Source organism: Actinomadura formosensis NBRC 14204, from assembly GCF_001552155.1.
GTDB lineage: Bacteria > Actinomycetota > Actinomycetes > Streptosporangiales > Streptosporangiaceae > Spirillospora > Spirillospora formosensis.
Genome location: NZ_BCQQ01000032.1, coordinates 37,105 through 59,649, shown reverse-complemented (window position 1 = coordinate 59,649; position 22,545 = coordinate 37,105). Strand labels below are relative to the sequence as shown.

Here is a 22,545-nt window from a genome sequence, read left to right as displayed (position 1 = left end):
GGCGGGTCGTCGGTCTGGCGGCCCCCAGAGGCGACGACCCGCCGCAGGTCTGTTTGATCAATTGGCCGTCAGCACGGTTCCATTGATCTCCGCCGGCCGGGCGTCGGCGACGCCCGGCCGGCGGGCGGTGATCCCGTCCCCGCCGTCCCCGTCCCCGTCCTCGGCGCCGGTACCGGCCCCCGTGTCGGCATCGGCGCCGGCGCCGAGGAAGTCGACCTCCAGGCAGCCGAGCAGGGCGGGCGCCCAGTACCCGGCGACGACCAGGAGGGAAAAGCTGAACAGAGCGGTGGGAAACCGAACGCGGCGTCGATGAATTCACCCATGGAAATGCACGCTTCCGCTTCGAGACGTCATTGTCCGTCCGGGCTACCGGAAACGGTGGCCCGTCGATGGGAAAAGGATTCGCTGCGCGAGAAAGTGAATGTGCTCAGCTGTCGGGGAAGGCGTGCGTCCAGCCGAGGCGGTTCAGTTCGTACGGACTGGAGTCCTGCCGGCGGCCGTCGCGCGGCCGGGTCGGCGCATGCAAAAAGTGCCGGGGAGTCATCGACCCTCCTGATCGGAGACGTTGCTCTGTCTCGCCGACCAGACTTCCCGGCACACCAATGGTGACCCTAACTCATTTCTCGCTCAACGGGAAGTCTTTTACCGCCCGATCGCCGTTCCCGACCGCCGGCCTCACCATCCGCGGCGGCCGGGAAGGAGTTTTCATCCGGCGTTGATGCGCACTGGGGCCCGCGTTCACAAGCCGCGACTACGGTCCCCGGCCATGAGCATGGACTCCTGCCGGCCGATCTTCGTCCTCGGATGCCCGCGGTCGGGGACGACACTGCTCCAGCAGATGCTGCACTCGCACCGGCGCATCGCGTTCCCGTCCGAGACGCGGTTCGTGCACGTCGCGTACGAGAAACGGCACGGCTTCGGTGACCTGGAGCGCGCGGAGAACCGGCGGGCGCTGGCCGAATGGATCACCGGCGGCAAGGACACCAAGTTCCCGGTCCTCGAACTGGACGCCGCCGAGGTCGTCGAGGAGATCGTGCAGGGGCCGCCGACGCTCGGATCGGCGCTGGCGACCGTCTTTCGCGCCTACGCCCGCGAGCACGGCAAGCCGCGGTGGGGCGACAAGCGCCCGAGCTACTTCCGCCGGGTGCCGATGCTCCGGCGGATGTTCCCGGACGCGCAGTTCGTCCATCTCGTCCGGGACGGCCGGGACGCGGTGAGTTCGCTGATGCGGATGCCCTGGTTCAAGGGCGACCTCTACGCCGCCGCGCTGACCTGGCGGGAGGCGGTCGACATCGGGGGGCGGCTCGGCGCCCGGCTCGGCCCGGACACCTTCTGCGAACTCCGGTACGAGGACCTCGTCACCGACCCGGAGGACGCGCTGAGGAGGCTGTGCGCGTTCCTCGGCGAGGAGTACGACGCCCAGATGACCGAGGCGTACCGGCATGCGCGCCGGACGGTGCCGCTCGAACGCAGGTGGCATCTGCGCACGCACGAGGCCGTCACCACCCGCCAGGTCGGGGTGTGGCGGGAGCGCATGGCGGACTGGGAGGCGGAACTGGTCGAGCACGTCCTCGCCCGCCGGCTGTGCCACCACGGCTACGAGCCGGCCGGGACGGGGCGCCCGGCCACCGCGCACCTCGCCCGCTTCCACCGGCTCCTGGCGCACCGCCGGCGGACGCGGTACGTGGAGGCGGCGCGGGAGCGGCTCGCGCGGTCCCGCGAACCCAACCCCGTCGTGTCATGGCTGACCGGACCCGTGCCGCTGACCGGACGGCCCGAGGACTGACGCGCCGGGGACAGGTCGCCCTGTCCCCGGCGCGTCTCGGACGCGATCGCGGCGGGCGCGTGGCTCAGGACTGGAGAGCGGACAGGATCACCAGGATCAGGGTCACGACGGCGAACAGGCCGTGGCCGAGGACGACCGGGATGGGGAAGGCGCTCTCCGGCGCCGTGGTGGCCTGGGCGGACCCCGGGGCGCCCTCGGGGCGGACGGACGGGGTGCGCGTCACGGCCAGCCAGCGGAAGAACATCACGAAGCCGAGCAGCGCGACCGGCAGCAGGATGCCGAACGCCGTCCAGGCGAGGGCGCCCGCGTCGGTGAACACGTAGATCACCCAGACGACGAGCCCGGCGGCGGCGAGCAGGAAGTGGCCGAAGATCACCGGGACGGGGAGGCGGGAGGTCCCGCCCCGCACGCCACCGCGGGCGATCCAGGTGCCGAGCATGTAGAAGCCGCCCAGGGCGGTGATCAGCCAGGTGGCGAGTGCGGCGATGGTCATGGTGTCTCTCCTTGGTCGGCGGTGGGACGGGGTGCGGGCCGGTTCGTGGTGAAGCCTTCGGCCTGGGTGTTCTCGTCGGCGACGCGGACGCCGTAGCGGTAGGCGAGCCTCCCGCCCAGGAACCCCGACACCGCGAGGCCCGCGAGGGCCACGGCCGACAGGGCGATGCGGCCCGGGGCGACCGGTCCGGTGACGTCCCCGAGCCGCCAGCCGAAGCCGCCCACGTAGGCGAGGGTCACGGTGAGGTTCAGGGACATGTGGACGAGCGCGGTGCGGAAGGCGCGCGTCCCCGGCGGGACGGCGAGCAGGTCGAGGAACCCGGTCGCGGCGGCGGCGAGCGCGCCCGCGACGCCGAGGCCGATGAGCCACAGCGAGCCCTTGGCCAGGAAGTCCGGGTCGTGGGCCACGTGCGAGGCGATGTCGAACACGAGGCTGCCCACCCATGCCCCGATCGGCACCGTCACGAGGATCGGGTGCAGGGGGTGGCCGTAGCCGCCGGCGAGCGCGCTCACCGGCCGTTTCGACTGCTGCTGCGGATCGTCCATGACGACCTCCTATTTCACCAACAAGTATTGGTTTTATAGCAGTGTCACGTCAACGATGGGAAGGCAAGATGGGGTCTTGTCTTGTTTGGACCAGATTTTTTGGGTGTTATGGTGATCGCACGCTAGGGTGGGTGGCGTGACTTCGGACTCCGCCGGGCTGGAGGCGGCCGCGATCCTCAGCGACGACCTGCGGCGCCGGATGTACGCGTTCATCCGCGCGGCGAAGGCGCCGGTGACCCGGGACGAGGCCGCCGCGAGCGTCGGCATCTCGCGCAAGCTGGCCGCGTTCCATCTCGACAAGCTCGTGGACGCGGGGCTGCTGTGCGCCCGCTATGCCAACCCGTCCGGTGTCCGGCGGGTCGGCCGGGCGCCCAAGGTGTACGAGCCGTCCGGGGTCGACGTGCGGGTCAGCATCCCGCAGCGCGAGCACGGGCTGCTCGCGAGCATCCTGCTGGACGCCGTCCGCGGGCAGGAGCCGGGGGAGAGCGCACGGGACGCGGCACTGCGGGCCGCCGGGGAACGCGGGCGGGCGCTCGGCGCGGCGCGGAGCCGTCCCGTCCGGGGCGGGCGGCTCGGCACCGAACGCGCGCTCACCTGCGCGGCGGAGATCCTGGAACGGCACGGGTTCGAGCCCGACCGGGAGGGCCCGGCGCGGCTGCGGCTGCGCAACTGCCCGTTCCACCCGATGGCCGAGGACGACCCCGACCTGGTCTGCGGCGTCAACCACGCCTTCCTGGCGGGGATGGTGGACGGCCTGGGAGCGCCCTCCGTCGAGGCCGTGCTCGCCCCTCACACCGGCTACTGCTGCGTCGAGTTCGGCCCGCGCGACGAGTGATCCGTCCGATCACCGCGCTGGGCGCGATCGCCGCCGCGGCGGCCGGTCAGCCGCCCGGCCGGTCCTCCAGGGTTTTCAGCTCGGCGCTCAGGCGCTCCAGGATCGGCGCGAGGCTGCGCAGTTCGGCCAGGTGGACGCGGGTCAGGCCGGCGAGGACGCGGTCGGCCGCGGGCGTCAGCCGCACCCGCATCACCCGGTTGTCGTCGGGGTCGCGTTCGCGGGCGACGAGGCCCGCGTGCTCGGCCCGGTTGATCAGCTCGACCGTGCTGTGGTGGCGCAGGAGCAGGTACTCCGCGAGTTCGCCGATGGTGGGCGCACGCTCGGCATCGTGGCCCCGGACGGCGAGGAGGAGCTGATGCTGGGCCGGCGTCAGCCCCGCCGCGCGCACCGCCTGCTCGCTCCAGCGCAGGTAGCGCCGCAGCCCGGTACGGAACGCCAGCAGAGCGGTGAAATCGTCCTGGCTGAGCTCCTGCACGCCCCGATGCTACTTCACCGGGTGCATCCGGGCCGGTGGGCGGCAGGTGGCGCGGTCGAGGATGAGGTGGAACAGCTCGGCGCGTCCGCCCGTGATGGCGCCCTCGCGGGCGCGGGTCGTGATCTTCATGTGGAGGTAGGCGACGTCGGCGCGGCGCCGGGCGAGCGGTGCCCGCGGTCGGCCGAGCATCCGCTCGATGGCCCTGGTGAGGTCCAGGCCGGCGTCGCCGCGGACGTCACCGGCGGCGACGCCCCGGCGGACCGAGGAGCGCAGCTGCAGCAGCGCGTCGCGAATGTGCCGTTCCGCCGGGCCCGGGTCCGGGTTCCCCGGCGGCTCGGCCTGTTCGCGCGTCCTGGCGCGGGACGGTTCGGGGGACGGTGTTCGCGAGGTGTCCGCCGGCGAGGGGGACGCCGCCTGGAGCGGGAGGAGACTGCCGGGGGAGGGGTCCCGGCTGGAGAGCGTGCCGCCGATCCCGGTGACGAGGAGGGCCGCCGCGATGATCGTGGTGGCGACCCCTGCGAACATGGGCCACGGGATACCGAACCCGTGCCGCGGGCGGCGGATCTCCTTGCGCCGCCACCTGTCAGGGTGCTGCCCGGGGCGGTGGCGGCCCGTCGGCCGCGGGCCCGATTCCAATGAACCTCACTTTCGCCGCAGGTCGGTGCCGGGCGCGGTGCCCGGTGTGCCAGGAGGTACGCGCGGTCCCGCGCACCCGGTTCGACGTAGGCCGGCGAAAATGAGAATCCCGGCGGGACCGGCCGCCGGGGAGCCGCCCGTCCCGCGGCCGGCGGTGATCGCGCTGGCCGGCGCGGTGACCAGCGCGATCACCTGATCATCGCACCCGGCTGGGAGACCGCTCGGCCCGCCACGTGGCGAGCAGCTCGCGGAGGCTCTCCTCGTAGCGGGCGATGTTCGCGGTCTTGACCTCCTCGTAGCCGCGGATCATGTCCGGCAGCTCCGCGATCTGGACGGCGACGTCGTGCCGTCCGGCGTCCAGCCCGGCGACCAGTTCGTTCACGACGGCGATGTAGCCGGTGACGAGGCGGCGTTCGGCGCGGCGCTGCGCGGTCGCGCCGAACGGGTCGAACGGGGTGCCGCGCAGCCGCCGCATGGCGCGCAGCGTGCGGAACGCCGGACGGGCCGACCGGCCGAGCGCGATCTTCCTGTCCAGCCCGACCGCCCGCAGCAGCGGCGGGTGCAGCAGGTACGCCACGGTGGAACCGGGCCCGAACCGCTCCTCGACCCGCCGGGTGAGCTCCGGGTCGAGATGCAGGCGCGCGACCTCGTACTCGTCCTTGTAGGCCATCAGCTTGTACAGGTTGCGCGCGACGGCGACCGCGAGCCGCTGCCCCCCGATCCCGGCCGCGCGCTCGGCGCGGGCGACGCGCAGGACGGCGTCCAGGTACCGCTTGGCGAGCGCGAGGTCCTGGTAGGCGGCGAGGTCGGGGACGCGGATCCGCAGCACGCGGGCCAGTTCGCCGGCCGCGTCCGCCGCCTCGACCAGGCTCATCGCGGCCGGCGCGGTCGCGTCCAGGGGCCTTCCGGTGACCCGTGCGGCCACGGCGGGCTCGGCGGCCCACCCCGGTTCGAGGACGAGCCGCCGCCCCGCCCGGAACGCCTGCACGTTCTGCTCCACCTGGACGCCGTTCAGCGCGAGCGCCTCCTCGATCGCCTTCGCCGGCAGCGGCAGCAGCCCCGCCTGGTACGCGGCGCCGACCACGACGAAGTTGGCGGTGGTCGTGCTCCCGAACCAGCGTTCGGCGAGCGCGAGGGCGTCGAGGGCGACGAGGCGGTCCCCGTCGGTCCGGTCGGCGATCTGCCGTACCAGTGCCGCGCTCGGCGGCAGCGACGCCGCCGTGTCGGTGATCATCTGCCCGGTGGGGACCTCGCTGGTCGACACTACCGCGGCGGTCCGGCCGGGCGCGCAGCGCCGCAGGTTCGGCTCCGCCGTCCCGGCGAGCGAGTCGAACACCAGGTAGGCGTCGGCGCCGCCCGCGCCGACCATGCCCGGACGGTCCCGGTCGGTGTCCCCGATCCGCAGGTGCGACACGACCGCGCCGGCCTTCTGGCTCAGCCCGGTCTGGTCGAGTGCGCGGGCGTGCCGCCCGTCGATGAGCGCCGCGGTCGCGAGGACCTGGTTGACGGTGACGACGCCGGTTCCGCCGATGCCGACGAGCAGGATGTCCGCCGAGCCGGGGCGGGTTTCGGGATCGTCCAGTTCACCGATCTCCGGCAGTGACGGCCGCGCCTTCCGCCCGCCCGGGACCACGGTGAGGAAGGAGGGGCAGTCGCCGTCCACGCAGGAGTAGTCCTTGTTGCAGGACGTCTGGTTGATCTGCGTCTTGCGGCCGAACTCGGTCTCGACGGGCTCGACGCTGAGGCAGTTCGACTTCACGCCGCAGTCGCCGCAGCCCTCGCAGACCGCCTCGTTGATCAGCACGCGGGTCCGCGGGTCGGGGACGAGCCCGCGCTTGCGCTTGCGCCGCGTCTCCGCCGCGCACGCCTGGTCGTACAGCAGCACGGTCACGCCGGGGATCTCCCGCAGCTCCCGCTGGACGGCGTCGAGGTCGTCGCGGTGCCGGACGCGGACGCCGGGCGCCCAGCCGGTGCCGCGCGGATAGCGGGACGGGTCGTCCGCCACCACGACGATCTTCGCGACGCCCTCGGCGTGCAGCATCCGGGTGATCGCGGCCGGGTCGGAGCCGCCGTCGGCGTGCTGCCCGCCGGTCATCGCGACGGCCGCGTTGTAGAGGATCTTGAAGGTGATGTGGGTGCCGGCCGCGACGGCCTGCCGGACGGCGAGGCTGCCCGAGTGGAAGAACGTCCCGTCGCCGAGGTTCTGGAACATGTGCCCGGTGTCGCTGAACGGCGCCGCGCCGACCCACATCGCGCCCTCGCCGCCCATCTGCGTGGTGCCGATGCTGCGGCCGGTGAACACGGTCATGACGTGGCAGCCGATGCCGCTCGCCGCGATCGACCCGTCCGGGACGACCGTCGACCGGTTGTGCGGGCACCCGGAGCAGAAGTACGGGGTGCGCGCGGACGTGAGCAGGTTGATCCGCGGCTTGCGGGGCCGCAGCACGGGGTCGCGCAGGTCGAGGTGCTCCTCGCCGACCCGGTCGGCGAGGAGCCCGGCGAGGGCCCGGGTGATGCGGTCCGCGTCCAGGCCCCCGTCGGGCGGGACGAGATCGGCGCCACCGGGCCCGGTCTTGCCGTACACGGCGGGACGTTCCGGCTGGTCGTAGAGGACGTCCCGGATCTGCGCCTCGATGAACGCGCGCTTGTCCTCCACGACGACGATCTCGCGCAGGCCCCGCGCGAACTCCTTCACCCGTCCCGCGTCCAGGGGGTGGATCAGGGCGAGGCGCAGCAGCCGGACACCGCGGCGGGCCAGCGCCTCGTCGTCCAGCCCGAGCCGGTCGAGTGCCTCGCGCAGTTCCAGGTAGGTGCGCCCGGCCGCGACGAGCCCGATCGCCGCGTCCCCGGCCGCCCCCTCGATCCGGTCGAGGCCGTTCGCTGCGGCGTACGCCGCGGCCGCCCGCAGCCGCCCGTGCAGGACCTCGCCCTCCAGGGCCGTCGTGCCCTTCAGGTCGACGCCCGGCCTGCGGGTCGGTTTCCACGGGCGCCCGCGCCAGCCGAACTCGGGGAGGACGGGGTCGGGCACGGGCTCGGCGGCCACGATCTCGTGCGAGTCGGCGACATCGGTCACGACCTTGAAACCGGTCCAGGCACCGCTGAACCGGGACATCTCGAACCCGTGCCGTCCGAGCCGCAGCACGTCCCCGACCGACGCCGGGACCAGCACCGGCATGAACGCCTCGGCGAGCGCGCCCTCCGTCGCCGACGGCAGCGTGGACGACTTGCAGGACGGGTCGTCGCCCACCACCGCGAGGACCCCGCCCCGCTCGGACGTGCCGAGCCAGTTGGCGTGCTTGAACGCGTCGAGCGACCGGTCCACGCCGGGCGCCTTGCCGTACCAGAGGCCGAAGACGCCCTGGTAGCGCGGCCCCGGCAGATGGTCGACGAGCTGCGACCCGTACACCGCCGTCGCCGCCAGCTCCTCGTTCACGCCCGGCACGAACCGGATGCCGCTGTCCTCCAGCAGTTTCGCGTCCCGCATCAGCTGCTGGTCGAGGCCGCCGAGCGGCGACCCCCGGTACCCGGACACGAACCCGGCGGTCCTCCAGCCGCGCCGCGCGTCCGCCCGCCGCTGGTCGAGCAGCAGCCGGACGAGCGCGTGCACGCCGCCGAGCGCGATCCGGCCGCGCTCCAGTTCCAGCCGGTCACGCAGCGGGGAGGAAGAGGTGGTGCTCATGCCTGCATTGACCCGTCTCGCTGAGCGGAGTGCAAGATGCCGGGTCGATAATTGAGCGGATTGCTCAAGTCAGAAACGAGTTACCCGGCGGAGCTGAGCATTGTGACGCGTACCACCCTCCTCGACCTGCAGATCCTGCGCCGCCTGGTGGAGCAGCCGCGCATCGGCGTCACCGAACTGGCCGCCAAGCTCGGCATCGCCCGCAACACCGCGCACGCGCGCGTCGAGCGCCTCGAACGCGAGGGCGTCATCGGGCACCGCGGCCGGGAGGTCGATCTCGGTGCGATCGGTTTCGAGCTGACCGCGTTCGTGACGCTGGAGGTGGCGCAGGGCCGGCTGCGCGAAGCGGCCCTCGCGCTCGCGAAGATCCCGCGGGTCCTGGAGGTCCTCGGCATCACCGGGCAGGGCGATCTGCTGGTGCGGGCCGTCGCCCCGAACGGCAAGCAGCTGCACGAGGTGATCGACTCGATCCTGGCCTGTCCCGGCGTCCGGCGGAGCACCACCTCGATCGTCCTGACCCACCAGGTCCCGTTCCGCCTGGGCCCCCTCCTGGAGGACGAGGAGAAACGCGCCCGCGCCACGTGATCACGGCGTGCCGGTGAACTCCCCGTGGTTGGGACGGGACGGATAACGGTTCCCGAGCGGCCCGGCCGCCATGGCCGTGATGAGCGTCGAACTCACCTGGGTGACGAACCTGCGTCCCGCCTCGGTGACCCCGTGCCCGCAGGAGGGGCCGCGCATGGAGCACACCCAGCGCATGGTCCCGGTGGCGAACACGCCCGCCCCGCTCCTGACGGTGTAGTACGAGGCGTCCGCGCCGGCCGCCCCGTTCCCGCACGCGATCGGGGAGTGCGCGACGATCTCCAGGGTGGACGGCGTGGGCCCGCCGCGGTTGAGCGCGTCCGCCTCCGGCCCGATGACACCCGGGAACCGCGTCCCCTTCCGCACCCCGGTGCCCCGGAACAGCCAGAAGTCCGGCCGGTGGACGGTGAAGGCCCCCTCCGCCGGAAAGCACACGTACTGGATGCCGATGAGGTCGCTCTCGGGCCGCGGCATCGGCGGCAGCCGCCAGTCCTGCGTGGACTCGGCCGGGTTCTTCCCGGACATCGGATCGGACCCGGCGTCCTTGTAGCAGACCACCAGCCGGTCGGCCCCCAGCGCCGTGCTCTGGAACCGGATGTGCCGGTTCACCGCGTTGGCGCCGAGGAACGCGATGTTGACCCCCCTGGCGCGGGCCTGCGTGGCGTGCTCCCGCATGGCGGACGACCAGTACTCGTCATGCCCCAGGGTCAGCAGCCCGCGGGCCCCGTCCAGCAGGCGGGGGTCGGCGTGCAGGTCGTTGTCGGTCGCGTACGCCAGCGGCACGCCGAGCTTCTCCGCCAGCGCGATCGCGGGCTGCTCGTACGCCAGGAACTTGCCCGCGCCGTTCCCGTCGTAGGGGCCGGTCGAAGCTGACCGCGGTGGCCCGGTCGTTCAGCCCGCCCGACGGCCCCTTGTACAGGTCGTAGCCGCCCCACATGTTGTACGCCTGCCAGGTGGTGGTCGCGTTCAGCACGACCACGCGTCCCTGCGCACCGGGCGACCGGACGGTGATCGGCACGAACCGCTGCGCCCCCGTCGCGGCGGTCAGCCGGATCAGATAGCTTCCCGCCGGCCACCCGGCCGTGGACACCGTCATCGACGGCCGCCACGCCGCCGACACCGTCCGCGTCCTCTGCTCGACCTTGGCGGGCGCCTGCCGGACTCCCGGCTGCCGCTCGGACCGCCACACGCTCCGCGCCTGCGCGCCCCCGTACCAGCCCATCCGGAACGCCTCGGCGGTGAAGCCGGGCGTCGTCGTGGACACGAACAGCCGGAAACTCCCGCCCGGCAGCACGCTCACGTGGTCGGCGTATCCCACGATCTCGTGCTCGGCGCCCTTGTGCCGGATCCGCCACCCCGGCGTCCCCGGCTGCTCGTTCTCGCTCTTCCGCACGGCGGCGCCGGCCGTCTTGGCGGCCACCGGCCGCTTCGCGTCCCGCTGACCGGACGCGGGCGAGCACGCCGCGACCAGAACGAGCATGGGAACGAGTACGGCCGCCACCCGGCGCACGCGACTTTTCACGACAATCTCCCCCCGTAAACCGACTGCCGCTTTACCGCGTGATCGACTGCCACCGCCGCTAATTCCCGCATGAGTATGCCAGGAATCGTAAAAACTGATCAAATCACTCAAAACACGTGGTCGGCAGCCCTTTGCAAAACCCTCGTCGGGGAGCGCGCCGGCCTTTCAGAGGCTTCCCGGAAGTGCGGCACATGCGTCCGGACATTCGGGGATGTTCTTACCCAGAGTTCAGTGCCCGCCTGACTCCGGCGGCTATTTCCAGGTCTTCGCGGGCCGTGATGACCAGGGTGCGGACGGGCGCGCCGCCGGATGTCAGGTCGCCGTCGCCGTCCACGGACGTGTTGCGGCCGGGATCGATGGAGACGCCCAGGTAAGCCAGGTCCTCCGCCAGGCGCATCCGGACGGACGGGTCGTGTTCGCCGATGCCGCCGGTGAAGACGAGGGTGTCCAGGCCGCCCAGGGACGCGGTCATGGCGGCGGCGCAGGCGCGAAGCCGGTGGTGGTAGACGTCCAGTGCGGCGAGGGCGGTGACGTCGCGCTCTTCGGCGAGTTCCCGGATGCGGCGCATGTCGCCGGTGCCGGCGAGGCCGCGCAGCCCGGATTCGCGTTCCAGCGCCCGGTTCACCTCGTCCGGCGGTACGCCGTGCCTGATCAGCCACAGCGGGATGCCCGGGTCGATGCTGCCCGCCCGGGAGGCCATGACCAGCCCTTCGAGGGGGGTGAAGCCCATCGTCGTGTCGATGGAGCGGCCGTCCGCGACGGCGCAGAGGGACGCGCCGGCGCCGAGGTGGCAGATCACCATCCGGGACGGGGCCGCGCCGAGCATCTCGCCCGCCCGCCGGGTGGCGTAGGAGAACGACAGGCCGTGGAAGCCGTAGCGGCGCAGGCCGTACCGCTCGCGCCATCCGGCGGGCAGCGCGTAGGTCGCGGCGGCGGGCGGCAGCGTCGCGTGGAACGCGGTGTCGAAGCACGCGACCACCGGGACGTCCGGCAGCGCCGAGGTGACCTCCTGCAGCGCCCGCAGGGACGCCGGCTGGTGCAGCGGCGCCAGGTCGGCGAGCTCGTGCAGCCGCTCGGCGACCTTGGCGTCGATGCGGACGGGCGTGGTGAAATCCGTGCCGCCATGGACGAAGCGGACACCGATCGCGTCCGGATGGGGCATGCCCGCGGCCATCGGCCCCGTCTCCCGGCTCGGGCCGGAGTCCCGCGCGAGGACGGTGTCGTCCGCGTCGAGCAGGCTCACCTTCAGGCTGCTCGACCCCGGGTTGACCGTGAGGACCCGCATCGGTACGGCTCCCTCCCTAGTACGACCACGTCCAGTCGCTGACCTCGGGGGCGTCCTCGCCGTGCTCGCGCGTGTAGGTGCGCATGGCGAGGCGCTGGTCCACCATCCGCTGCCGGATGTGGCCGACGCGCCCGCCGAGGGAGGGGACGCGGTCGATGACGTCCATGACCAGGTGGTAGCGGTCGAGGTCGTTCAGCATGACCATGTCGAACGGGGTGGTCGTCGTCCCCTCCTCCTTGTAGCCGCGGACGTGCAGGAGGGGGTGCCCGGTGCGGCGGTAGGTGAGCCGGTGGACGAGGTACGGGTAGCCGTGGAACGCGAAGATGACGGGCCGGTCGGTGGTGAACAGGGCGTCGTACTCGCGGTCCGTCAGGCCGTTCGGGTGTTCGCTGGACGGCTGGAGCCGCATCAGGTCGACCACGTTCACCACCCGGACGCGCAGGTCGGGGAAGAACCGGCGGAGCAGGTCGACGGCGGCGAGGGTCTCCAGGGTGGGGATGTCGCCCGCGCAGGCCAGCACGACGTCGGGATCGGCGCCGCCGTCCGTGGACGCCCATTCCCAGATGCCGATGCCGCGGGTGCAGTGCGCGATCGCGGCGTCCATCGGCAGCCAGTTCAGCGCGGGCTGCTTCCCGGCGACGACCACGTTGATGTGGTCGCGGGACCGCAGGCAGTGGTCGGCGACCGACAGCAGCGTGTTCGCGTCCGGCGGCAGGTACACCCGGATGATCTCCGACTTCTTGTTCATCACGACGTCGAGGAAGCCGGGGTCCTGGTGGGTGAAGCCGTTGTGGTCCTGCCGCCACACGTGCGAGGACAGCAGGTAGTTCAGCGAGGCGATCGGCCGCCGCCACGGCAGGTGCCGGGTCACCTTCAGCCATTTGGCGTGCTGGCCGAACATGGAGTCGACGATGTGGACGAACGCCTCGTAGCTGTTGAAGAGCCCGTGCCGCCCGGTGAGGAGATAGCCCTCCAGCCAGCCCTGGCACAGGTGCTCGCTCAGCACCTCCATGACCTGGCCGGACGCGGCCTGGTGCTCGTCGGTGGGCAGCCGTTCGCCCGTGAAGACGCGGTCGGTCACCTCGAACACGTCGCCGAGCCGGTTGGACGCCGTCTCGTCCGCGCCCATGATGCGGAAGTTGGACGGGTTGGCCGCCACGACGTCGCGGAGGAACGTGCCCAGCCGGCGGGTCGGTTCGGTGGTCGTCGTGCCGGGCTTGTCGACGGGCACGGCGTAGTCCCGGAAGTCCGGCAGGGCGAGCGGCTTCAGCAGCAGCCCGCCGTTCGCGTGCGGGTTGGCGCTCATCCGCCGCGCGCCCTCGGGAGCCAGGACCCGCAGCGCCTCGACGGGACGCCCGTCCTCGCCGAACAGCTCGTCCGGACGGTAGGAGAGCAGCCACCGCTCCAGTTGCGCGAGGTGGCCGGGGTCGTCGCGGACGCCCGCGAGCGGCACCTGGTGGGACCGCCAGGTGTTCTCGACCGGCAGCCCGTCCACCTCCTTCGGGCCGGTCCAGCCCTTGGGGGAGCGCAGGATGATCATGGGCCAGCGGCGCCGCTCGGACACGCCCTCCTCCCGGGCGCCGCGCTGGATGTCCGCGATCTCGTCGAGCGCCTGGTCGAGCGCGGCGGCCATCTTGCGGTGCATGGACTCCGGTTCGTCCCCGCTGACCAGCAGCGGGTGGTATCCGTACCCGTCGAACAGCTGGACGAGCTCCTCCTCGGGAATCCGCGCCAGCACCGTCGGGTTCGCGATCTTGTAGCCGTTCAGGTGCAGGATCGGCAGGACGGCGCCGTCCTTCACCGGGTCGAGGAACTTGTCGGAGTGCCAGCTCGCCGCGAGGGGCCCGGTCTCCGCCTCACCGTCCCCGACGATGCACGCGACGACCAGGCCGGGGTTGTCGAACGCCGCCCCGAACGCGTGCGCCAGCGAATACCCCAGCTCACCGCCCTCATGGATCGAACCGGGCGTCTCCGGCGCGACATGGGACGGGATGCCGCCCGGGAACGAGAACTGCCGGAACAGCCGGCGCATGCCCTCGGCGTCCTGCGAGACCTCCGGATACACCTCGCTGTAGGTGCCCTCCAGCCACGCGTTCGCGACCGCCGCCGGACCGCCGTGCCCCGGCCCCATGATGTAGATCATGTCGAGGTCGCGGGCCTTGATCGTCCGGTTGAGGTGCGCGTAGCAGAAGTTCAGGCCGGGGGAGGTGCCCCAGTGCCCGAGCAGCCGCGGCTTGATGTCCCGCCGCGAGAGCGGCTCGCGGAGCAGCGGGTTCGCGAGCAGGTAGATCTGCCCGACGGACAGGTAGTTGGCGGCTCTCCAGTACGCGTCGAGCGCCCGCACCTCGTCATCGGACATCACGGAGTCGGCCATGGCGCGTTCCCCCCGGTGTCGGTACCGCCTCATAGATGGATCACGTCCCCCGCTCCGGCGCCGTCAACCGTCGTGAAGAGCCCATCATGGGAGGGATCCTGCGCACAGGGGCCAAAGTCCCCGCGTGATCAACGAAGCGTCGCGCGGTGCCTTCGACGCCGGCGTCCGGCGTCGAAGGCACCGCGGTGAGCGGGCGGACGTCACCGATTACAGAGGCGGCACCGCGCCGGGCGGCGGGCTCCGCCTCGCCCCCCAGCAGAACCGGTGGGAACGTCACGGCCGAGTGCGTTGCAGCCTCCCCCGTACTCGCGCGTAGGTTCACGGCTCCGGGCGGACGGTCGCTCAGCGGTAGCACGTCTGCGACGAACGGTCCACGAAGAGCGACGGATCAGGCACGGAACGCCACGACCGGAATATCGGATTTGCCGTGGAGAGGGCCCGGTGTGCTACCCAGACCGGTAGGGCCAACCAGGCAGGAGGCGGTATGCGCGGGTTCTTCATCGGACGGACGCTGGCGGATCTCGGGGGCGCGCTGCGTTCGGGCGAGGAGACGGCGCAGGGGCTCCTCGCGCGGGCCCTGGAGTCGGTCGACCCGGACCTGAACGCCTTCGTCACCCTCGACCCGCAGGGCGCCGAGGCCGCCGCGAAGCAGGCGGACCGGGAACTGGCGTCCGGGATCGACCGCGGCCCGCTGCACGGTATCCCCGTCGCGGTGAAGGACATCATCGACGTCGGCGGCCTGCCGACCGGGATGGGGTCCGCGCACTTCGACGGGCACGTCGCCGAGAAGGACGCGGAGTGCGTGACGATGCTCCGCGACGCGGGCGCGGTGATCGTCGGCAAGACCGGCACGCAGGAGTTCGCGTTCGGCGCCACCGGCGACGTGTCGGTGACCGGGCCGGTCCGCAACCCCCGCGACCGGGAGCGGATGCCGGGCGGATCCAGCAGCGGCAGCGCCGCCGCCGTCGCCGCCGGGACGGTTCCGCTCGCGATCGGCACCGACACCGGCGGGTCGGTGCGCATCCCGGCCGCGTTCTGCGGGATCGCCGGGTTCAAGCCCGCCTACGGCGCCATCCCGGCCGGCGGCGTGTTCCCGCTGTCGCGTTCGCTCGACCACGTGGGCCTCCTCGCCGGGTCCGCCGCCGACTGCCGGACCGCCTACCGGGCGCTGACCGGGCCGGCCGGGGCCGTCCCGTCCCCGGCCGACGACGGCGCCCCGCACGCCCGCGTCGCCTGGATCGAGCCGCCCGCCGCCGACCCCGAGGTGACGCGGACCGTCCGGGCGCTGTTCCCGGACGCGCCCGCCGAGCGGCTCGACTTCGCCGGGCTGCGGCAGGTGTTCCTGGCGATCCAGTTCAGCGAGGCGTACGACGTGCACGCCGAACGGGTCGCGGAGGCACCCGGCCGGTACCAGCCGGTGACCCTGAAGCGGCTGGAGGAGTCCGCCCGCATGCCGGGGTGGCGTCTCGTCCGGGCGCTGCGCGAGCGGGAACGGTTCGCGCGAGAGATCGCGGAACTGCTGGACCGCTACGACTACCTGGCGATGCCGACCATGCCGATCACCGCGCCGAGGATCGGCGATACGCAGGCCGCGCAGGGCCCGCTCACGGCGCTGCTGGTCAGCCTCACCTTCCCGTGGAACGTGCTGGGGCTGCCCGCGCTGAGCGTCCCCGCCGGGACGGCCGGCGGCCTGCCCGTCGGCGCGCAGCTCATCGCCCGGCGCGGCGCGGAGAGCGTGCTGTTCGACGCCGCCGGACGGCTCGCCGGCCCCGCCCGGAGCCGGCCCGCCTAGAGGTAGAGGCCGAAGAACTCCTCCGGGTGCTCCAGGAGCGGCGGCAGGTCGTCGGCGGTGAGCGTGACCAGCTCCTCCCGCGTGGGCGGTTCGGCCGGCTCGCCGCCGCGCTCCTTCCCGGCGCCCACGGCGGCGGACGCGACCCGGTCCGCCTGGTTGGCGACCGCGATGTCCAGCATGTTGCGCATCAGCCGGCCGTTGCCGAAGGACGGGCCGCGCGGCGCGCGGCGCAGCATCGCCCGCAGCACCTCCTCGGTGCCGGGCGCCAGCTCGAACCCGTCCGCGGCGGCGAGCTGCCCGAACACGGTGATCAGCTCGTCGTCGGTGTAGTCGGGGAAGTGGATCTGCTTGGGGAACCGCGAGTCCAGGCCGGGGTTGGCGGCGAGGAACTCCGCCATCTCCTGCTGGTAGCCGGCGACGACCACCACGAGGTCGTCGCGGTGGTCCTCCATCAGCTTGACCAGCTCGGCGATCGCCTCGTGTCCGTAGTCGCCCTTCAGCGGCGACTGCGTCAGCGTGTACGCCTCGTCGATGAACAGGACACCGCCGATCGCGCGCTCCACCAGGCGGCGGGTGCGCGGCGCGGTCTGCCCGATGTACTCGCCGACGAGATGGGCCCGGGACGCCTCGACCAGATGCCCGGACGACAGGACCCCGAGCCGCTTGTAGATGCGCCCGAGCAGCCGCGCCACCATCGTCTTGCCGGTCCCCGGGTTGCCGGTGAACACCATGTGCCGGGTCGGCGGGGTGATCTTCAACCCGGACTCGCTGCGCAGCCGCGCCGCGTGCGTCCCGGCGACGAGCAGCGCGATCTCGTGCTTGACGGTGTCGAGGCCGGTGAGGTCGTGCAGCTCCTTCAGCGGGTTCCCGGAGGCCCGCGAGATGTCGAGCATGTCGGGGATGTCGCTCTTGCGGACGACGGGTTCGGCGTCCCCCGCCCGCTTGCGCACGGCGGCCACGACCTGGTCGGCGAGATGCGGGGCGAGCCGGGCGTGGCGGAGCGTCTGCATGGGCGGTGTCTCGGCCAGCAGCGCACCCGCCGCCGCGATCGCCGGCCGGGTGCCGCGGACGCCGCGCGCGTCCAGCGCCCGGCGGAACAGCTCGGCGTGGCCGTCGGCGCTGAACGGACGGGTCCGCGTGATCCGGAACCGGTGCGGCAGTACGGGATTGACCTCCCGGATGCGCTCCTCCCCGCCGATGTCGCACAGCGCCACCAGATGCAGGTCGGGATGGACGGCGAGGAGCCGGTGCAGCTCCGCGGCGAGGGCCTCCCCGTTGCCGGGATCGGTGACGATGCCGTCCAGGCCGTCGATGACGAGCAGCCGGTCGCCGGCGCAGTCGCGGGCGTCAGCGTGCAGCTTGGCGACGGCGTCCGGCAGCCGCTGCCCGGCGAACAGGTTGTCGGTGATCCAGTGTGGATCGCGGCCGAGCGCGAGCGCCCGGCCGAGCTCCTGCGCGGCGTCGCGCTTGCCGGTGCCGTCCGGCCCGCAGATCAGCAGGCGGACGGGCTCGGTGCCGCGGGTCAGCTCGTCCAGGACCGCGCTCACCTCGGGCTGCCCGACCAGCGACGTCGCGATCTGCGGCCGCGTCCCCGGCCGGTCCTCGGCCGCCCCGCCCGCCGCGGGCGCGCTCTGCAGCGTCTCGGTGAGCGGGTTCACGACGCGGCGGCGCGGCGCGTAGAGGCGCCGCAGGTCCGTCTGGAACTGGCCGACCGGGATCCACTCCGACTTCGGGAACCACGGGTCGCCCGGCAGCCCCTGGACGACCGCGACGAACCTCATGGCCATGTCGAGCCAGCCCCGGCACGCGTCCGCGGCCCCCGCGACCAGCGCCTGGACCAGCCACGTCCGCGTCCGCTCCTGCCACGCGCCCGCCTTGAACCCGCGGCGCTCCACCGCGAACCGCTGCTGCAGCTCGCCGTACCGGTCCTCGCCCAGCGCGACCGCCAGCTCCGGCGGGACGTGCTCCATGCTGCCCTGCAAGAGCAACTGGATCAGATGGACCTCGACGCTCTCGTCACGCGGCGCCACGTCCGTCAGATGCTCATAGGACGCGAGCAGCCCCGCGCACACCCACTCCAGATAGCCGACCGGGCCGAGCAGCTCCGGCACCGCCGCGACGATGTCGTCCCCGGCGTGCGCGTGCCAGTGCTCGCGCAACTCCATCTTGGGCAGGCTGATGTCGCATTCGGGCGGGTCGTCGTACAGCCGCAGCAGCGCCTTGCGGCGCTCCTCCAGCGGCTCGATGCCCTCCAGCAGCGCCAGGCAGTCGCGCGCCAGCTCGATCGCCGCGCCCCGGTCGGGCGCCTCGATCAGCCAGTCCACCGGCGGACGCCACCGCCCGCCCGGTGCGTCCCAACGCGTCATCCGCGTGCTGAGCGGCCCCGGATTCACCAGATGCCGGTACAGCAGCCGCTCCGGCAGCTGCGACCACGACCCCGCCTTGATCGCGCCGCCGCCCGGCAGGAACGCCAGCATGCCGAAGATCTCGGCGGTGACGAGCGACGCCGGCAACGTCAGCAGCTTGTGCTCGTCGGTGGTCAGGTCCACGGCCCGCGGATCGGCGGCCAGCCCGTCGATCCGCGCCGAGATCTCCTCGAACAGCCCGTCCGGCACACGCCACGGACCATGCGCGTAGACGTCGAGCACCGGCTCGTCGGTGAGCAGTAGCTCCAGATGCTCCGGCAGCCGCAAAGAACACTCCCAAGACAGGTAAAAACCGGGATACAGCCTACGTATTACAACGCCGTGGATGGGCTCATTCCGCCGCCCTCGGGCACCGGGTCAGCGGCCGGGGCGGCGGAGGAACTCTATGGCCTGCCGGGCGGTGGTGCCGATCACCGCGTCGGCCCGGGGAAGGACGGCCGCGGGCAGGAGCGCGCGGGTGAAGACGGCCACCGCGTAGCGGGCACCGTCCGGGTGCTCGACGGCGCCGACCTCGTTGCGGAGGGTCGGGAGGGTGCCGGTCTTGCCGCTGACCACGACATCGTCGTAGGGGAAACCGGACGCCAGCCGATGTGGCGGCACCGGCGCCGAGGCCGCCGCCCCCATCGTGGCGAAGTTCCCGCGCTCCCTCTAGCCCGCCGGACGCGGGGCACGGGGGGAGGCGGTCACAGCCAGTCGCGCAGCTTGAAGACGATGTAAAGGGCGGCGCTGCAGACGATGATGATGACGGTGCTCGCGATGAACCCCGCATACTGCGAGAAACCGGGATACGGGACGTTCTGCCCGTAGAACCCGGTGACGGCGGTCGGCACCGCGATGATCGCCGCCCAGCTCGTGACCTTCTTCATCACGTCGTTCATACGGTTGCCCTGCAGCGCCAGCCGCGTGTCGAGCAGGTCGGCGACGAGGTCGCGCAGGCTGTCGGTCCACTCCCCGACGCGCAGCGTGTGGTCGTAGACGTCCTGGAAGTAGGGCACCAGCGACACCGGGACGAACCGGAGGTCGCGGCGGAGCAGCGTGTTGAGCACCTCCCGCATCGGCAGCGCCACCCGCCGCAGCGCGGTCAGGTTCTTGCGCAGCCGGTAGCTGCGCCGCTGGATCTCCTTGACCGGGAACCTGTCGTCGAACACCAGGTCCTCGATCGCGTCGGCCTCGTCGTCGAGCGCCTGCACGGCCTCCAGTTGCAGGTCGACGACGAGGTCGAGCATCCCGTGCAGCAGGAGCGCGGTGGTCGGCTCGCCGGCGTCCATGTCGGGGCTGCCGTCCCAGCGCCGGATGAGCTCGTCGACGTCGACGCGCGTGTCCTGCCGGACCGTGACCAGCGCGCGTTCGGTGATGAACGCCGACAGTTCGTGGAGGGTCAGGCCGTCGTCGTCCACCCGCGGGATGTAGACGTTGAGGAACGCATACCCCTGGTACCGGTCGAGCTTGGTCCGCTCGTGCCGGGACACCGCGTCCTCCACCGCGACGGGGTCGAGGCCCAGCTCGTCGCTGACGACGCGCAGGTCCTCGTGGCGCGGCCCGCACAGATCGAGCCACACGACGACGTCCGGGCCGGCCAGGTGGTCCCTCACCTCGGCGACGGGAAACCCTTCCGCCACGACCTCGCCGTTGCGCCACGCCCGGGTCCGGGGCGGCGCGGTACCGAGGTGGTTCTCCGGATGTTCGTCGATATCGGTCTCGCACGGACGGGATCCCATGCGACTCTTATACCTGGCTTTTCCGGTTCACCGGGAAGCGCGGGGGTGTGACCTCGATTCTCCCCGTGGCAGGGGAGCCCTATCCCCGGGGCGGCGCCGTCGAGTCCCGCACGACCAGTTCGCCCGGCAGGACGCGGGGGGCCGGGCGGTGGCCGGCGAGCAGGTCGAGCAGAGCCGTCATGCCCTGCGCGCCCAGCTCCTCGGCGGGCAGCCGGACGGTCGTCAGCTCCGGCTCCAGCGCGGTCGCGAGCAGCACGTCGTCGAACCCGGTGACCGACAGGTCGGCCGGGACGTCCAGGCCGAGCGCCCGCGCCGCCTTGTAGGCGCCCGCCGCGATCAGGTCGTCGTCGCAGACCAGTGCGGTCGGCCGGGCCGGGCCGGTCAGCAGGCGGGCCGCGGCGTCCCTGGCGGACGTGACGTCGATCGCGCACCGCGCCCGGGTCAGTGCGCCGCCCGGCAGGCCGGCGACGGCGGCGGCGAGGGCCTCGGCGCGGGCGTGGAACGTCCACTGGTCGACGGCGGCGGCCACATGCCCGAAGCGGCGGTGGCCGAGCTCCGCGAGATGCCCGGCGATCGCCCGCATCCCGTCGGCGACGCCGAAGTCGACCGTGGGGACGCGGTCACCGGGCCGATCGTCCGGGCCGCTGTCGAGCATCACGGCGGGTGTGCCGCGGAACTCCGCCAGGGCGCCGGCGGCCATCGAGGAGGCGAGGACGCCGTCGATCGCCTCGTCCGACCCGAACGGGCTGTCGGCGGGACCGGCCGCGTCGTCCGGCCACGTCGACACGACCACGCCGAAGCCGTGCCGGGCCGCGACCCGCGCCGCGCCCGTGTAGACGGGCCCGAAGAACGGCGCGGACAGTGTCGGGACCATCAGCAGGACGGTCCGGGTGGTGCCGAGGCGCAGGTTGCGGGCCGCCTGGTTGGGCCGGTAGCCGAGCCGCTCGGCCGCGCTGCGCACGTTGCGCGCGGTGGCGGGGGAGACGCGCCCGCTCCACTTGCCGCCCAGCACCAGGGAGACCGTGGACTGCGAGACCCCGGCCTCCTGAGCCACGTCCTTGCTGGTCGGACGGCTCACTGCCGGCACCTGCACCTCCCCGGGCGGACATTGTGACGAAAACAGACTAGAGCCGAGGTCCCGGAAAGTGGTACGTATGACTGGTTCGGTAATACGTATGACGGCGATCCCGGGGGCTAGTGGCATGCACGGCTATGTCGTCTTCCTGCGCAGGCCGTACGCGGCACGGCTGCTCGGCGGCACGCTGCTCGGCCGGCTGCCCAACGGGATGGGCATGCTCGCCGTCGTGCTGCACGTCCGGGCGGACGGCGGCGGGTACCCCCTCGCCGGGACGCTCGCCGCGATCCTCGGCCTCGCGACCGCCGCCGGGCAGCCCGTCCTCGGCCGCGTCATGGACCGCTGCGGCCAGCCGCCCGTCCTGCTGCCCGCCGCCTGCGCCGCCGCCGCGGGCTTCGCGCTGCTCGCCGCCGCCGGCGCCGACCCCCTTCCGGTCGCCGTCGCCGCCGTGTTCGTCGCCGGGTTCGCCACCCCGCCGCTGGAGGCCGGGCTGCGCGCGCTCTGGCCCGACGTCCTGGACGGCCCCGAACAGGTCGAGGCCGCCTACGCCCTGGACGCCGCCGCCCAGGAGATCCTCTTCACCGTCGGGCCGCTGCTCGTCGTCGCCGCGGCCGCGGTCAACACCGAGACCGCGCTGCTGCTGACCGGCGTGCTCGGCATCGCCGGGACGCTCGTCGTGTCGCTGTCCGGGCCGTCCCGCCGGTGGCGCGGCGAGCCGCGCGCCGCCGGCTGGGCCGGGCCACTGCGCTCCCCGGGCCTGCGCGTCCTGCTGCTGTCCCTCGCCTGCGCCGGGATCGCGCTCGGCGTCTACGCCGTCGCCGTCGTCGCCTACGCCGAGGAACAGGGCAGCGGCCTCGCGTCCGGCCTGCTGCTGGCGTGCATGGCGGGCGGTGCTCTCACCGGCGGGATCTGCTACGGCGCGCGGCCGTGGGCGGGTGAGCCGCACCGCCGGCTGCCGTGGCTGCTGGCCGCCCTCGCCGCCGGCTACCTCCCGCTCGTCCTCGCGCCCGCGCTGCCCGTCATGTCGGTGCTCGCGTTCGTGTCCGGCGTCTTCCTCGCGCCCGTGCTGGCGTGCAGCTTCACCCTCGTCGACCGGCTCGCGCCCGCCGGGACCGTCACCGAGGCGTTCGCGTGGGTCGTCGCCGCGGTCGGTGCGGGCGGGTCGCTCGGCTCGTTCGTCGCCGGCGTCGGGCAGGACGCCGCGGGCGTCCCGGGCGCGTTCGCGGGCGCCGGGGCGGGCGGCGTCCTCGCACTGGCCCTCTGCCTGCTCGGCGGCCGGGCGCTGCGCCCCGGCACGGCCGCCGTGGCGACGGCCTAGCCGC

At 73.0% G+C, this 22,545-nt stretch carries 17 protein-coding genes and 1 pseudogene; 5 read left to right on the top strand and 13 right to left on the bottom strand.

Annotated features, from left to right (window positions below; genetic code table 11):
* Positions 1–766 precede the first annotated feature (766 nt).
* Positions 767–1,786 (top strand): sulfotransferase family protein, encoded by a 1,020-nt coding sequence (locus AF1_RS11325; protein ID WP_067796286.1) that lies wholly within the window; start codon positions 767–769, stop codon positions 1,784–1,786.
* A gap of 64 nt (positions 1,787–1,850) precedes the next feature.
* On the opposite strand, the gene AF1_RS11320 is transcribed toward AF1_RS11325, so the two are convergent.
* Both AF1_RS11320 and AF1_RS11315 read right to left on the bottom strand, forming a co-directional pair.
* Positions 1,851–2,279 carry a hypothetical protein gene (locus tag AF1_RS11320; protein ID WP_067796284.1) on the bottom strand — a complete coding sequence of 143 codons (429 nt, stop codon included), beginning with the start codon at positions 2,277–2,279 and terminating at the stop codon, positions 1,851–1,853.
* The gene (locus AF1_RS11315) at positions 2,276–2,824 is read right to left on the bottom strand and encodes a DUF2231 domain-containing protein (protein WP_067796281.1); all 549 of its coding nucleotides are present in this window, start codon (positions 2,822–2,824) and stop codon (positions 2,276–2,278) included. The genes AF1_RS11320 and AF1_RS11315 overlap by 4 nt, the downstream gene beginning before the upstream one ends.
* A 136-nt stretch (positions 2,825–2,960) precedes the next feature.
* On the opposite strand from AF1_RS11315, the gene AF1_RS11310 reads away from it, so the two are divergent.
* Positions 2,961–3,659 (top strand): helix-turn-helix transcriptional regulator, encoded by a 699-nt coding sequence (locus AF1_RS11310; RefSeq protein WP_174548845.1) that lies wholly within the window; start codon positions 2,961–2,963, stop codon positions 3,657–3,659.
* 46 nt (positions 3,660–3,705) lie between these two features.
* On the opposite strand, the gene AF1_RS11305 is transcribed toward AF1_RS11310, so the two are convergent.
* The 3 genes and pseudogenes from AF1_RS11305 to AF1_RS11295 form a co-directional block, all read right to left on the bottom strand.
* On the bottom strand, positions 3,706–4,134 hold the full coding sequence (locus AF1_RS11305) for a MarR family winged helix-turn-helix transcriptional regulator (RefSeq protein WP_067796276.1): 429 nt from the start codon (positions 4,132–4,134) through the stop codon (positions 3,706–3,708).
* A gap of 9 nt (positions 4,135–4,143) precedes the next feature.
* Positions 4,144–4,659, bottom strand: coding sequence for a hypothetical protein (locus tag AF1_RS11300; protein WP_131732505.1), 516 nt, complete (start codon positions 4,657–4,659; stop codon positions 4,144–4,146).
* Positions 4,660–4,966: 307 nt separating this feature from the next.
* Positions 4,967–8,452, bottom strand: a pseudogene (locus AF1_RS11295) (indolepyruvate ferredoxin oxidoreductase family protein); the annotation flags it as partial.
* A 99-nt stretch (positions 8,453–8,551) separates the two neighbouring features.
* Here AF1_RS11295 and AF1_RS11290 point away from each other — a divergent pair.
* Positions 8,552–9,034 carry an Lrp/AsnC family transcriptional regulator gene (locus tag AF1_RS11290; protein WP_067796269.1) on the top strand — a complete coding sequence of 161 codons (483 nt, stop codon included), beginning with the start codon at positions 8,552–8,554 and terminating at the stop codon, positions 9,032–9,034.
* On the opposite strand, the gene AF1_RS35640 is transcribed toward AF1_RS11290, so the two are convergent.
* The 4 genes from AF1_RS35640 to AF1_RS11270 form a co-directional block, all read right to left on the bottom strand.
* On the bottom strand, positions 9,035–9,832 hold the full coding sequence (locus AF1_RS35640; protein ID WP_308417536.1) for a N,N-dimethylformamidase beta subunit family domain-containing protein: 798 nt from the start codon (positions 9,830–9,832) through the stop codon (positions 9,035–9,037).
* Positions 9,726–10,553 (bottom strand): N,N-dimethylformamidase beta subunit family domain-containing protein, encoded by an 828-nt coding sequence (locus AF1_RS35635; RefSeq protein ID WP_174548844.1) that lies wholly within the window; start codon positions 10,551–10,553, stop codon positions 9,726–9,728. The genes AF1_RS35640 and AF1_RS35635 overlap by 107 nt, the downstream gene beginning before the upstream one ends.
* Before the next feature lie 217 nt (positions 10,554–10,770).
* On the bottom strand, positions 10,771–11,838 hold the full coding sequence (locus tag AF1_RS11275) for an acetate/propionate family kinase (RefSeq protein WP_067796260.1): 1,068 nt from the start codon (positions 11,836–11,838) through the stop codon (positions 10,771–10,773).
* 16 nt (positions 11,839–11,854) lie between these two features.
* Positions 11,855–14,212 carry a phosphoketolase family protein gene (locus tag AF1_RS11270; protein WP_067796256.1) on the bottom strand — a complete coding sequence of 786 codons (2,358 nt, stop codon included), beginning with the start codon at positions 14,210–14,212 and terminating at the stop codon, positions 11,855–11,857.
* A gap of 484 nt (positions 14,213–14,696) precedes the next feature.
* On the opposite strand from AF1_RS11270, the gene AF1_RS11265 reads away from it, so the two are divergent.
* Positions 14,697–16,004, top strand: coding sequence for an amidase (locus AF1_RS11265; protein WP_067796252.1), 1,308 nt, complete (start codon positions 14,697–14,699; stop codon positions 16,002–16,004).
* Here AF1_RS11265 and AF1_RS11260 read toward each other — a convergent pair.
* The 4 genes from AF1_RS11260 to AF1_RS11245 all read right to left on the bottom strand — a co-directional run bounded on the left by AF1_RS11260 (position 16,001) and on the right by AF1_RS11245 (position 21,235).
* The gene (locus AF1_RS11260) at positions 16,001–18,697 is read right to left on the bottom strand and encodes an AAA family ATPase (RefSeq protein WP_067796249.1); all 2,697 of its coding nucleotides are present in this window, start codon (positions 18,695–18,697) and stop codon (positions 16,001–16,003) included. The genes AF1_RS11265 and AF1_RS11260 overlap by 4 nt on opposite strands.
* 90 nt (positions 18,698–18,787) lie before the next feature.
* Entirely contained in the window at positions 18,788–19,054 is a 267-nt protein-coding gene (locus AF1_RS11255; protein ID WP_067796246.1) for a serine hydrolase, read from the bottom strand.
* A 59-nt stretch (positions 19,055–19,113) separates the two neighbouring features.
* The gene (locus AF1_RS11250; RefSeq protein ID WP_084262778.1) at positions 19,114–20,148 is read right to left on the bottom strand and encodes a magnesium transporter CorA family protein; all 1,035 of its coding nucleotides are present in this window, start codon (positions 20,146–20,148) and stop codon (positions 19,114–19,116) included.
* A 79-nt stretch (positions 20,149–20,227) separates the two neighbouring features.
* Entirely contained in the window at positions 20,228–21,235 is a 1,008-nt protein-coding gene (locus AF1_RS11245; RefSeq protein ID WP_207393990.1) for a LacI family DNA-binding transcriptional regulator, read from the bottom strand.
* An 88-nt stretch (positions 21,236–21,323) separates the two neighbouring features.
* Between AF1_RS11245 and AF1_RS11240 the strand changes: the two genes are divergently transcribed.
* Complete coding sequence (locus tag AF1_RS11240; protein ID WP_242608714.1) at positions 21,324–22,541, top strand: MFS transporter; 1,218 nt, start codon at positions 21,324–21,326, stop codon at positions 22,539–22,541.
* The last annotated feature ends 4 nt before the right edge of the window (positions 22,542–22,545 follow it).